Origin of the sequence: Aquaspirillum sp. LM1 (assembly GCF_002002905.1) — a bacterium.
In the GTDB taxonomy this organism is placed as follows: Bacteria; Pseudomonadota; Gammaproteobacteria; order Burkholderiales; family Aquaspirillaceae; genus Rivihabitans.
Genome location: NZ_CP019509.1, coordinates 1,299,134 through 1,311,426, shown reverse-complemented (window position 1 = coordinate 1,311,426; position 12,293 = coordinate 1,299,134). Strand labels below are relative to the sequence as shown.

The 12,293-nt window shown below is 62.9% G+C and carries 10 protein-coding genes; 7 read left to right on the top strand and 3 right to left on the bottom strand.

Annotation, left to right across the window (positions count from 1 at the left end):
* Positions 1–372: 372 nt before the first annotated feature.
* The gene (locus BXU06_RS05685) at positions 373–1,644 is read right to left on the bottom strand and encodes an O-acetylhomoserine aminocarboxypropyltransferase/cysteine synthase family protein (RefSeq protein WP_077297653.1); all 1,272 of its coding nucleotides are present in this window, start codon (positions 1,642–1,644) and stop codon (positions 373–375) included.
* Between the two features lie 197 nt (positions 1,645–1,841).
* Positions 1,842–3,422, bottom strand: a complete 1,581-nt coding sequence (locus BXU06_RS05680; protein ID WP_171982120.1) for a methyl-accepting chemotaxis protein — start codon at positions 3,420–3,422, stop codon at positions 1,842–1,844.
* Positions 3,423–3,961: 539 nt separating this feature from the next.
* Here BXU06_RS05680 and BXU06_RS05675 point away from each other — a divergent pair.
* From BXU06_RS05675 to BXU06_RS05645, 7 genes are all read left to right on the top strand, one after another.
* Positions 3,962–5,443 carry a methyl-accepting chemotaxis protein gene (locus tag BXU06_RS05675; protein ID WP_077297649.1) on the top strand — a complete coding sequence of 494 codons (1,482 nt, stop codon included), beginning with the start codon at positions 3,962–3,964 and terminating at the stop codon, positions 5,441–5,443.
* Positions 5,444–5,542: 99 nt separating this feature from the next.
* Positions 5,543–5,770: a SlyX family protein gene (locus tag BXU06_RS05670; RefSeq protein WP_077297647.1), complete on the top strand. Its 228-nt coding sequence runs from the start codon at positions 5,543–5,545 to the stop codon at positions 5,768–5,770.
* Between the two features lie 79 nt (positions 5,771–5,849).
* Positions 5,850–6,446 (top strand): CoA pyrophosphatase, encoded by a 597-nt coding sequence (locus BXU06_RS05665; protein ID WP_077297645.1) that lies wholly within the window; start codon positions 5,850–5,852, stop codon positions 6,444–6,446.
* Positions 6,447–6,599: 153 nt separating this feature from the next.
* Positions 6,600–7,679, top strand: a complete 1,080-nt coding sequence (gene nagZ, locus BXU06_RS05660) for a beta-N-acetylhexosaminidase (protein WP_077297643.1) — start codon at positions 6,600–6,602, stop codon at positions 7,677–7,679.
* Positions 7,680–7,977: 298 nt separating this feature from the next.
* Complete coding sequence (locus BXU06_RS05655) at positions 7,978–8,769, top strand: alpha/beta fold hydrolase (RefSeq protein WP_077297641.1); 792 nt, start codon at positions 7,978–7,980, stop codon at positions 8,767–8,769.
* Between the two features lie 126 nt (positions 8,770–8,895).
* A complete protein-coding gene (locus tag BXU06_RS05650) occupies positions 8,896–9,681 on the top strand; it encodes an enoyl-CoA hydratase-related protein (protein WP_077297639.1) in 786 nt (261 codons plus the stop codon).
* Positions 9,682–10,190: 509 nt separating this feature from the next.
* Entirely contained in the window at positions 10,191–10,475 is a 285-nt protein-coding gene (locus BXU06_RS05645; RefSeq protein ID WP_077297637.1) for a hypothetical protein, read from the top strand.
* 24 nt (positions 10,476–10,499) lie between these two features.
* Here BXU06_RS05645 and BXU06_RS05640 read toward each other — a convergent pair whose 3' ends face one another.
* Positions 10,500–12,161 carry a methyl-accepting chemotaxis protein gene (locus BXU06_RS05640; RefSeq protein ID WP_077297635.1) on the bottom strand — a complete coding sequence of 554 codons (1,662 nt, stop codon included), beginning with the start codon at positions 12,159–12,161 and terminating at the stop codon, positions 10,500–10,502.
* Between the last annotated feature and the right edge of the window lie 132 nt (positions 12,162–12,293).

Here is a 12,293-nt window from a genome sequence, read left to right as displayed (position 1 = left end):
GGCACAATATATTTCCACGGCAAATATAAAATACCGTAGTTTTACATGTATATACCACGCCAAAGACATAGCACGCCCATGCACATCCTGATGGGCTTATTATATTTATGGAAGTTTTCTTAAAAGTCAACCTTTTGATAGGCTGCGCGCACGATAACAAAACAGAGTGTCGATAAAGCAATTTATTTAATGCATTTAATCTCATGCATTTGCCTGGTGCAGGCCTACCTGAAAATTAACCCCGGGCAAGACAAGCAAAATGAATTTTATTTTCTCTTTGTCATTTATTGGCATAAAAAAGTGGCACATTCAGGATATTGAATGTGCCACTTGATCAATCAACCGACTGTGTCGAGTAGGCTAGCGTGCGCTTTATGCCGTGGCTAGCGCCTGGTCGATATCAGCCAGAATATCGTCGATATGTTCAATCCCGATCGACAAACGCACCATGTCCGGCTTCACCCCGGCCTTGGCCAGTTCTTCGTCGTTCAATTGACGATGGGTGGTGCTGGCCGGGTGGGTGGCCAGGCTCTTGGCGTCGCCGATATTCACCAGACGGGTAATCAGCTTGAGGCCATCCAGGAAGCGCTCGCCGCCTTCGCGGCCGGATTTCACCCCAAACGACAGAATGCCCGAAGCGCGACCGCCCATGTATTGGTCCACCAGCGGCTTGCTCGGATTGTCGGCCAGGCCGGCGTACTCCACCCAGTTCACCGCCGGGTGCGCGGCCAGGTACTCGGCCACGCGCAAGGCGTTGTCGCAGATGCGGTCCATGCGCAGCGCCAGGGTTTCGATGCCTTGCAGGATCAAAAAGCTGTTGAACGGCGAAATGGTCGCGCCCATATTGCGCAGCGGCACCACGCGGGCGCGGGCAATGTAGGCTGCCGGGCCGAGTGCTTCCACATAGTTCACCCCGTGGTAGCTGACATCCGGCGTGTTCAGCCGGGCAAAGCGCTCTTTGTGCTCGCCCCAGGGGAATTTGCCGGAATCGACAATGATGCCGCCGATACTGTTGCCGTGGCCGCCCAGGTATTTGGTCAGCGAGTGCACCACAATATCGGCCCCGTGTTCAAACGGGCGGCACAGATACGGCGACGGCACGGTGTTATCGACAATCAACGGCACGCCGCTGGCGTGGGCCACGTCGGCAAACGCGGCCAGGTCGGCCACATTGCCCAGCGGATTGCCCACCGATTCGCAGTACACCGCCTTGGTGCGCGCATCCACCAGCGCAGCCACCGCCTGCGGGTCGCGATAATCGACAAAGCGCACTTCGATACCCAGCTGCGGCAGGGTATGGGCAAACAGGTTGTAGGTGCCGCCGTACAGTGTGCTGGTGGCGATGATGTTGTCGCCGGTTTCGGCAATGGTTTGAATCGCGTACAGAATGGCCGCCATGCCCGAGGCCAGCGCCAGCCCGGCAATCCCGCCTTCCAGCTCGGCCACGCGCTTTTCCAGCACATCGGTGGTCGGGTTCATGATCCGGGTGTAGATATTGCCCTGAACTTTCAGGTCAAACAGGTCGGCCCCATGCTGGGCGCTGTCGAAGGCATAGCTGGCAGTCTGATAGATCGGCACGGCCACGGCCTTGGTGGTGGGGTCCGGGCTGTAGCCGCCGTGGACGGCGATGGTTTCAAGTTTCATGCGAGCTCGCTCCTCTTTTATTAGGTGTCAGACAACCCGGCGACGTTACCCGGAATGGACAGGCCGTGCAATACCGCATGGCGCTATCATTAGCGTGGTTTGATCTGCCGCATGTTCTGGCGGAATGGGTCTGCCGTTGCGCACAGGCCGCTGCCGGACGCATCGCGCCCGTCATGCCAGACCACGCCCCCCATGGCTTACGCCGGGCTGGCCTGCATTGTCCCGGCGTAACGCGACATGCCACGGGTTTTCGACTGGGCAATGCTGGCCAGCGCTTCAATCCGCTGGTGGGTGGCGTCCACCTCGGCCACCGCCTGGTTGGCACCGTTGGCCACTTGCTCGAGATGGCCGGCCAGCGCGTGGCAGGCTTGCGACTGCGCTTCGGTGTGTTCGGCCATGCGGTGAATATGGCCGGCCACGGTGCGCACCCCCTGGGTGATGCAGCCCAGGGCATCGGCCATGGCCTGGCCTTCGGCGCTGGCACCTTCCACGGCGTCGCGGGTGGCGTCCATCGCCTGGCGGGCCGCGTGCAGGTCGCCGTGAACTTCAGCCGCCAGCCGGCTGATGTCCTGGGTGGAGCAGCTGGCGCGTTCAGCCAGCTTGCGCACTTCATCGGCCACCACGGCAAAGCTGCGCCCCTGCTCGCCAGCGCGGGCGGCTTCGATCGCGGCGTTCAGCGCCAGCAGATTGGTCTGCCCGGCAATCTCGCCAATGCTGTCCGCCAGGCGTTCAATGCCACTCAGACGCTGGGCAAACACGGCAAAGTGGCTGTCGGCGTCACCCACGGCCTGCTGTGATTCGTCCAGCGCCTGAATCGCCCGCGCGCCCATGTCCCGCGCCTGCGCCGCCAGGTGTTCGGCGTCGGCGGCTTCGTCACTGGCCTGGCTGGCGGCCAGGGCAATCCGGTGCACATCCTGGCTGATGGCTTCGATGTGGTTGCTGGCAGCGCGCACCGCCACCGATTGATCGCGCGCCTGCGCCGACACGCTGGCCCCCATGCCGGCCAGCGAGCGGGCATTGTCGTCAATCGCCTGGGCGTCATGCTGGGCGCGATGGATCAGGCTGGCCAGGTCGTCGATAAAACCATTGAAGGTATGCGCCAGCTGGCCAATTTCATCGTTGCGCCGGGCGTTCAGCCGCACCGACAGGTTGCCGGCAGCCAGTTGCCGGGTGTCGCGTGACAGCGCCGCCAGCCGTCGCGACAACTGGCCGGCCAGCCAGGTCTGGCTGCCGACAATCAGCAGGGCCGACAAGCCCAGTGGAATCAGCACGCTCCACAGCAGGCGGTTCAGCCCGGCGCTGGCTGCGTCGGCGTCGGCGCGGGCCTGTTCGCTCAGTTGGGCGCTGTGGCGGTCAAGCTGTTGCAGCATCGGTTGCAGGTGCAGGGCGTAAATCTGGTCGGGAATGCTCAGCGCGTCGGCTGGGCTGACGCTGGCAATCTGCACGGCGCTGCGAAACTGGCGCAGGTATTCCTGCCACGGCGCATGCAGCGCACGGGTGCCCGGTGCCAGCGCCGCCACTTGCGCCAGCGCCTGGGCCACGCTGCGCTCGGTGTGGGTGAGCAGCGGCACGGTGTCTGGCAGAATCGGGTCGGCCTTGGCCAGGGTCAGCGCGGCGGCCTTGGCGGCGGTCAGCTGAAACACGGCTTGCTGGCTGCGCTGGGCGCGTTCCAGGGCGTGGCGGATATCGGCCAGTTGCCAGGCGCTGGTGGCCATCACCACCAGCAGGGTGATGGCCGCCAGCAGCGCCTGGGCAAATAAACGGGTGGAAATTTTCATCGGACGGCGGTCAATGTCGGGGGGAACAAGTCCGCCATCTTGCGTGAACAAGATTGCAAAACCATGAAATGACATTTAATTGCAATATGCCGGCAAAACGGGCCAACAGAAAAAATTGACATCCTCCCCCGCCTGAAGTCGGGGGATTCCTACGGCGCTCATCCCGGCATCGAGCCGGCATGCGTCGCTTCGGCGGGTTCCTGCTGCTGGTCACCTGGCCGCATCGCTCACTTCTCCCACACGACCGCCTCAGGACGGCTACGCCGCCCACGCTATCCTTCCCAGCCTTGAGCAACGGGGCTTGCCGCGCATCGAGTCATGTTTTTGTCTGTCTGTCCCCTGGCACACTATTGCACTGCAGCAGCAAAATAACTCAAACATCCGTTTGATTTATTGCTAAAACGGTGGATAATCGCCTTCGCCGAACCGGTGTCCATCGGGCCCAGACACCTGTATTGCAAGTCAAAATCGGACGGCGGGCCACTCAACAGGGGCGATACGTTGCACCCTGAGGCAATCGATGACGAGGAGAGGGAAACATGGCGGGGAAATCACTGCTGGAGCGGCTGCTGCCGGATACCTTGCAACAGGACGAACTGATCCAGGCGCGTACGGTCATCACCGTGGCCGTGCTGGCTGGCGGACTGGCACCACTGTTTGCGCTGTCGTATTACAAGCTGCACCACTACCCGATGGCGCACGGCATTGTGCTGGGCGGGGTGGGCATGGTGCTGGCCATTGCGCTGCTCAAGTTCAGCGCCAAGGTGTGGCTGGCAGCGGAATATGTCACCACGGTGATGTTCGCCATGGTCAGCTGGATGGTGTATGTCAACAACGGCATCATGTCCACCTCCATCATCTGGTATGCCTGCATCCCGGTGGCGGCAGTGTTTGTTTCCGGGCGGCGCGCCGGCTATGTGTGGAGCGTGCTGACCTTTATCGCCATCGGCGGCTTTACCGTGGCGCATGGCCACCCGGACTGGCTGCCGGTGTCGCCGATTCCGCCCGAGGCGCTGGCCTCGCTGCAAGCCAAGTCGCTGATCGGCCTGACCATTGTCGTGCTGGCGCTGGTGCTGGCGTTTGAAGGGGCCAAGAGCCGGGGCTTTACCAAGCTGGAGCAGGCGCGGGAAGAAGCCGAACGCTCGCACGCCGGGCTGTCGCGCATGCTGGAGCAGGTGACCCGTTCGATTCGTGCCGCCAGCCGGGAAAGCAAGGAAATTGCCGACTCGGCGCATATGATGGCCACCACCATGACCCAGCAGACCAAGCGCACGACCACCATGGTGGTGGCCGTGCAGAATATGGACCAGCAAACCCGCAAGAACGCCGACACCTCCAGTCAGGCCGCCGAGGTGTCGCGCCAGGCCGAAAGCCAGGCCGGCGAAGGCGGCGAGGTGATGGACAGCGCCATGCGCCGGCTGACCGAGGCCAGCGAGGTGATTGGCCTGGCTGCCGCGCAGATGGAAGAACTGGGCCGGCGCAGCAATGAGGTCAGCGGCATTGCCCAGATGATTGCCGAGATTGCCGACCAGACCAACCTGCTGGCGCTGAACGCGGCGATTGAAGCCGCGCGTGCGGGCGAAGCCGGGCGCGGCTTTGCCGTGGTGGCCGACGAGGTGCGCAAGCTGGCCGAACGCACGCAGAAGGCCACCAAGGAAATCGACCTGAAAACCACGCTGATTGTCAGTGGCACCACCCAGGCACTGCTGGCCATGCGCGATGGCAACCAGAAAATGACCACAGGGGCCAGCCACGCCCGCAGCGCCCAGGACAGCTTGGGGCAGATCATCAGTGGCACGCGCAATCTGTCGCGGGTGCTGGCCAAGGTGTCCGAGTCCGGGCGCTCGCAGTCGGAGGGGTTCTGTGAATTTACCCGCGACATCGAAGAAATCGGCCAGTCCACGCAAAGCCTGTCTGCCGAAACCGAAATCATTGCCGGTGCCACCCGCCGGCTGGACAAGCTGATGGCCGACCTGGGCGATACGGTGCGTACACTGGAAGCCCAGCGCCAGGCCAGTTAAGATCGGCCAGGCCCACGCTTCTGGCGTTACAATGCCGGCACGCCAGCCGCCGCAGCGCCCGGCTGTTGCGGCATTTTTTGCCCTGAATGGACCCCACCCGTGACCGACACCGACCACCGCCTGACCGAACTGGAAATCCGCCTGGCCCTGCAGGATGAACTGATTGACAGCCTGAATCTGGCGCTGAACCGCCAGCAACAGCAGCTCGACCTGCAGCAACAGCAACTGCGCCAGCTGTACGCCATGCTGCAACAGCCAGCAGGCGACGCCCCCGAAGGCGGCAGCCTGCTGGCCCAGCTGCAACAGGACATCCCGCCGCATTATTGAGCGGTATCCGCAGCGTTGGCCGGTGCGCTGCCCGGCCAAAACGCGCTACACTGCCCCTTCTGTGTTGCGACCGTCCACCATGCTGCCTCTTGACCCCGATCACGCCCGCCAATGGCTGAGTGAACGCCTGGCCCGGCCTCTGGCCGAACTGCCCGGCGACATTCCCCACCGCCAGCCCAGCCACACCCGCCCGGCAGCAGTACTGGTGCCGCTGCTATGGCATCCAGGCCAGCCCACCATTCTGCTCACCCGCCGCGAAGCCGGGCTGCGCCACCATGCCGGGCAGATCAGCTTTCCGGGCGGCAAGCAGGAAGCCGACGACGCCAGCGCCTGTGCTGCCGCATTGCGCGAAGCACACGAAGAAATCGGCCTGGCTCCGGAGCGGGTAACGGTGGTGGGCGAGTTGCCGGCGTATGTCACCGTCACCGGCTTTTGTGTCACCCCGGTGGTGGGCTTGATTTTGCCGCCAGTGCGGCTGACCGCCCAGGTGGGCGAGGTGGCGGAGATTTTCGAGCTGCCGCTGCCGCTGGCGCTCAACCCGGCCAACTACATCCGCCACGACTACCAGCAGGAAGGCCGGCGCGGGCAATATTTGTCGCTCACCCACGGCGACCAGTTCATCTGGGGGGCCACGGCGGCCATGCTGCGCATTCTGCTGGCCGCGCTGGCGGAATAACCGGCAAGCGCGGAAATCCAGACGGTTGGTTGTGCTGGATATGGATGTTTGCCCCCTGGCACTCTTCAACATTCATCAGCCGATCCGTCAACCAAACACGCTGCGTGTTTTCAAGCTGTTCTTGTTCTACTGTTCTCGTTTTAAGGAGTAGTCATGCCCGTTCTCTGCCCACGCGGCCCGGTAATGGTGGATATTGCCGGCTTCAGCCTTACCGATGCCGAACGTGAGCGCCTGCGCCACCCGCTGGTGGGCGCGGTGATTTTGTTCCGGCGTAATTTTCAGTCGCCGGCCCAACTGCGCGCCCTGACCGCCGACATTCACGCCCTGCGCACCCCGGCGCTGATCATTGCCGTCGATCACGAAGGTGGCCGGGTGCAGCGTTTTATCGAAGGCTTTACCCGACTGCCATCGATGCGCACCCTGGGCGAGCAGTGGGCCGACTCGCCCGAACGCGCCCGCCACACCGCGCAGGCGGTGGGTGAAGTGCTGGCTGCCGAACTGCGCGCCTGCGGGGTGGACCTGAGCTTTACTCCGGTGCTGGATCTGGACTGGTCGCGCTGTGCGGTGATTGGCAACCGGGCGTTTCACCGTGACCCGGACGTGGTCAGCGAACTGGCACTGGCCTTGCAGGCCGGCCTGGCGCGCGGCGGCATGCCGGCCTGCGGCAAGCATTTTCCGGGGCACGGCTGGGTGGAAGGCGATTCCCACCATGTGATTCCGCTGGACGAACGCCCGCTGGCGGCGCTGGAGCGCGATGACCTGCGCCCATTTGCCCGCCTGGCCGCCGCCGGCATGGCGGCGGTGATGCCGGCGCATGTGGTCTACCCGGCAGTGGATGCCCAGCCTGCCGGGTTTTCCCGCCGCTGGCTGCAGGATATTTTGCGCGGCCAATTGCAGTTTGCCGGGGTGATCTTCAGCGACGACCTGTGCATGGAAGGTGCCGCCGCAGCTGGCGACATCACCGCCCGCGCCCAGGCCGCCTTTGCCGCCGGCTGCGATATGGCGCTGGTGTGCAACCGGCCAGACCTGGCCGACCAGCTGCTGGCCACGCTGGACTTTGCCGCCCCGCCCGAACTGCTGGCCCGCCTGGACGGCATGGCCGGCCAGGGCAGCGCCGCCGACTGGCAGGCGCACACCGCCACGCCGGCCTTTGCCGCGCTGCAGGCACAGGTAGCAGCACTGGAGGTGCCGGCAGACAGCCTGCGCGGCCCGGCTGTGGGCGAGGCGTGCTAAGCACCCACCGCGCCCTCACCCCGTCATTCCCGCGCAGGCGGAAATCCAGTGTGTTGATTTTGCTAGATTTTATTTTTGGCAAACACGATTTTTCTGCATCAATCAGCGCCTCCTTAATGTTGGCTCTCCCTGAAAAGCGCCCCGGCGTTCCCGCACACAAGACGGGAACGCCACCCGCTGCCCACGCCTTTGCTGCCCGGATTTTTCTGCATGAATCACCCTCTTTCTGGCCGAAGCGTATGCCAGACTGCTGTCTCTTCCCGCTATACTGAGCACACTTTCATCCGGAATATTCCCCATGTCCCTGCATACGCTGGCCGATGGCCAATCGCTGTACTACGAACTCACTGGCACCGGTCCGCATACCCTGGTGCTGCTCAATGGCCTGACCATGACCACTGCCGCCTGGGGCTGGCATGTGCCGCTGTATGCCCAGCAGTTTCGCGTGCTGACGCTGGACCTGCGCGGCCAGGGGCAAAGCAGCAAGCCAGAAACCGACGCCTATTCGCTTGACCAGCAGGCTGACGACGTGGCCAGCCTGATTGCCGCGCTGGATCTTGGCCCGGTGCGCCTGCTGGGCCTGTCGTATGGCGGCATGGTGGCGCAGCATCTGGCCCACCGCCACCCGGCCAGCGTCGAGCGGCTGGTGCTGGCCAGCACGCTGGCGTATTCCGACGCGGCCAATGCCGCCATTGCCGCCAGCTGGGCAGCAGCAGAACAGGCCGGCGGCGCTGACCTGCGCTTTACCGACAGCCTGCCGTGGATTTTTGGCAGCCAGTTTCTGGCCACCCAGCAGCCCATGCTGGACGCCATGCGCGCACTGGCCGGGCAGTTTCCCTGGGCACCGATTGCCCGGCTGAGCGCCGGGGTTCTGGCGCACGACGCCCGCCCCTGGCTGGGCGACATCCGCATTCCCAGCCTGGTGCTGGTGGGCAGCGAAGACCGCCTGACCCCGCGCTACCAGGCCGATGCGCTGCTGGCCGGTCTGGCTGATGCCCGTCTGGAAGTGCTGCCTGGTGCTGGCCACGCCAGCCATCTGGAAGCACTGCCCCAGTTTGTGGCGCTGACCAGCCAGTTTCTGGCTGGCTAAATTCGGCAGCTTGCCGGGCAAGGGGGAAAGCCCGCCCGGCTTTGTCATGAAAGCGTCAACCACAACCGGTGGCTTGCCGCTACAATCAGCACTACTTTATCCCCGCACGCCGTGAGCCTGATTCCGATGACTGATTCCATCCTGTATTCGCTGGCCCCCAACGGGGTGGCTACCGTAACGCTGAACCGCCCCGAACTGCACAACGCCATCGACAATAGCCTGATCGACCAGCTCAGCGCCTTGCTCGACACCATCCAGGCCAATCCGGCGGCCAGAGTGCTGATCCTGACCGGCAACGGCATGAGCTTCTCGTCCGGGGTGGATCTGGACTGGATGCGCCGGATGACCGACTACACCGAGGCCGAGCATCTGCACGATGCGCAAAGCCTGGCACGCCTGCTGTACAAGCTGGACACCCTGCGCCTGCCCACCATTGCCAGTGTGCAAGGTTCGGCATTTGGCGTGGGTGCAGGCCTGGTGGCCTGCTGCGACGTGGCAGTGGCCACTGCTGAAGCGCTGTTTGGTTTTTCCGAAGTGCGGCTGGGGCTGATTCCGGCCTCCACCGCCCCGTATGTGGTGCGCGCCATGGGTGAACGCGCTGCCCGCCGCTATTTCATCACTGCCGAACGCTTCAACGCCGAAAAGGCCAAGCGGCTGGGCTTGGTGCATATTGTGGTCGAGCATGAAGCACTGCAGGCTCAGGTGAACTACCTGACCGAAATGCTGGTGCGCAATGGCCCTAACGCGATTGCCGGCAGCAAGGCACTGCTGCGCGATGTGTGGGGCAAGGTGATCAACCCGGCGCTGGTCGAGTTTACCGCCGAGCAGGTGGCAGGTGTGCGCAGCAGCCCGGAAGGCCGTGAAGGCGTGGCTGCCCTGCTGGAAAAACGTAAGCCTAACTGGCAGGAGTGATTCGCCAGGGCGAGATAGTCTGTTTTGGCTCCGCAAAAAAACCGGCAATAGCCGGTTTTTTTGTATTGGGGCGTGGTCTAGGAATACGCTGATTTATTCAGAAAAATCGTGTTTGCCATTGGATTCCCGCCTGCGCGGGAATGATGCGGCGGGAGACGGTGGGTGGTTCGCTGTGGCAAAGTAAGGTTTTGTTTTAACAGAAATTAAACCGAGATACCCGGCATAAATTGGCTCGTATGAACCCTTGTGCTTGAAGGTGATTGACGACTAGTCACGCCAGCTTTTGGTGCAACGCAATATCAACGCGCTGCCGATTGGGGCACGCACCCAGCGGGCAGCCCACGTCACCTCGGCAGGCACGGCTGCGCCAGGTATCAACCCTGGCCAATCTGCCTGTATTAACAAGGATTTTTGCCGCCACCCAACGAGGCAGACTGTCATCTGCTTATCATCAAACTGGCATGGCTTGTGCTCATTATGTTGCACAACAACATTTTGGAGTGCGCATCATGAAAACCAGACTGAGCCTGAACGCGCCTGTCTCGATGGCGCATCATTTGCGGATCACCCTGGCCGATTTGTGCTGGCTGGGCAGCCTGATGGCCGCCACCCTGGCCGCCACGCTGTGGGTGGTGCGCATTGCGCTGGACTTCTTCCAGCAATCAGAACCGGGCATGGACGGGCAGATGGCCGCTGGCGGCCTGCTGCTGCTGGCCGTGGGCGCGCTGGCCGCATGCAGCGCCTGCCTGATGCTGCTGTACGAACTGCGTCCACGCCAGCTGGAGGGCAAATAACAGCAACTTGTCCGCGCGCCTGATTCAACTCAGCCGGAACACACTCACTGCGCTCTGCAAGCGCTGGGCCAGTTGCGCCAGGGTTTCTGCCGCACTGGCAATCCGCTTCACCTCGCCGCTATTGGCTTCGCTCATCCGGGCAATGGTTTCCACATTGGCCGCCACCTGCTCGTGGGCGGCGGTCTGCTGGCGCAGCGACATGGTGATTTCAGATACCGTGCTGACCACGCCGTCGGCCCCGCTGGCCAGTTCGTGCATCGAGCTGCCCAGCTCGCGGGTGACACTGACGCCGTCGGTCACCCGGTTGACGCCATCGTCCATGGTCACCACGGCGTGGCCCATGTCCAGATGGATGGCCTGAATCACCTGGTCGATTTCGCCGGTGGCGCGGGCGGTGTTTTCCGCCAGCTTGCGCACTTCATCGGCCACCACGGCAAAGCCGCGTCCCGCCTCACCGGCGCGGGCGGCTTCAATGGCCGCGTTCAGTGCCAGCAGATTGGTCTGGTCGGCAATGCTGCGGATGGTTTCGGCGGCGTTGCGAATCAGTTCGGAGTTGGTTTGCAGCGCAGAGATCTTTTCTGACGACGCCTGCACGGTGCCCTGCAGCTCGGCCATTTGCCGCGATGCACTCTCTGCCAGCTGAATGCCGGTGACCGAACGGTCATGCGACTCGCTGGCCAGGCGGTGCGCGCCTTCGGCATTGTCAGAAATATGGGCAATGCCAATGGCCACTTCTTCCATCGCGGCGGCCACCGACATCACCGCTTCGCTTTGTTCGGTCGAGCTGAGCGACACCTGTTGCGAAGTGGCGTTCAGGTGCTGCGACGACGCCGACAGCTCCTGGGCGGCGGTGCTCACCTCGCTGATGACGGTTTTGAGGTGCGACTGCATCGAACCGATGGCCGCCAGCAGTGAATGGCGGTCGCCGGCCTGCACGGTGACCGGCTGGTGCAGGTCGTTGTGGGCAATCGCCTGCACCACCTGCATGGCCACCTGCGGATCGCCACCGAGCACGCGCAACAGGTAGCGCGCCAGCAGCACGGAAAAACCAATCACGCTCAGCAGGGCCAGCAGCCAGATGGTCAGCATGCCAATCCGCCCTTCGACGATGCTTTGTGCGGCTTCCACTTCCACTCGGGCGTTAAACTTATTGGTATCGGCCACCAGACTGTCCACCGCACTGCGGTGCTGCTGGTAGGCGGTGTGCATGTCGGCCAGCGCGGCAGTGCGGGCGACGTCGTCACCGGCTTGCAGCGCAGGGAGATAGCGCTCGAACAGGATGCTGTAGTAGCGCATCGCCGGTTCGTGCGTGGTTTTGATCATGGCGTTCTTGAGGTCTGGCTCAAACTCGGTGGTGGTCCAGAACGCCTGGCGATCGTCGTATTCCTTTTTCAGCACCTTGGTGCGCTCAATCAGCGCGGCGCGTTCTGCCGGCTGGGCACGATCCAGTTGCAGGGTAACCAGATAGGTTTCGATGATGTACTTTGGCGGGGGCAAAATATCGGCGATCAGATCCTTGCCCAGCACCACCCGGTGATATTCCGGGCCATTGACCTGCACTTGCGCCATCACTTTCCAGGTCCACAGGCCAAAGGCCAGGTAGCCCAGCATGACCATGCTGCTCATGATCACAAACAAGGTTTTCAGGCTGAATCGCCCCAATCCGCTGCGCTGAGGGGTTGCCATGGTTAACACTCCTGTTGTTTTCGTTTTGAGAGCTGCCGCACCCAGGTGCGGCAGCTCTGTCTCATCCTGTCCCGGCAGGCCGGTCACCCACAGGTTGACGGTTTGGCCAGCGGACAAAAACAGTCGAGCATA

Bases quoted from the DNA above. Each gene is read 5' to 3' on its own strand.
- BXU06_RS05685 (WP_077297653.1), bottom strand. From the start codon at position 1,644: ATGAAACTTGAAACCATCGCCGTCCACGGCGGCTACAGCCCGGACCCC.
- BXU06_RS05680 (WP_171982120.1), bottom strand. From the start codon at position 3,422: ATGAAAATTTCCACCCGTTTATTTGCCCAGGCGCTGCTGGCGGCCATC.
- BXU06_RS05675 (WP_077297649.1), top strand. From the start codon at position 3,962: ATGGCGGGGAAATCACTGCTGGAGCGGCTGCTGCCGGATACCTTGCAA.
- BXU06_RS05665 (WP_077297645.1), top strand. From the start codon at position 5,850: ATGCTGCCTCTTGACCCCGATCACGCCCGCCAATGGCTGAGTGAACGC.
- nagZ (WP_077297643.1), top strand. From the start codon at position 6,600: ATGCCCGTTCTCTGCCCACGCGGCCCGGTAATGGTGGATATTGCCGGC.
- BXU06_RS05655 (WP_077297641.1), top strand. From the start codon at position 7,978: ATGTCCCTGCATACGCTGGCCGATGGCCAATCGCTGTACTACGAACTC.
- BXU06_RS05650 (WP_077297639.1), top strand. From the start codon at position 8,896: ATGACTGATTCCATCCTGTATTCGCTGGCCCCCAACGGGGTGGCTACC.
- BXU06_RS05645 (WP_077297637.1), top strand. From the start codon at position 10,191: ATGAAAACCAGACTGAGCCTGAACGCGCCTGTCTCGATGGCGCATCAT.
- BXU06_RS05640 (WP_077297635.1), bottom strand. From the start codon at position 12,161: ATGGCAACCCCTCAGCGCAGCGGATTGGGGCGATTCAGCCTGAAAACC.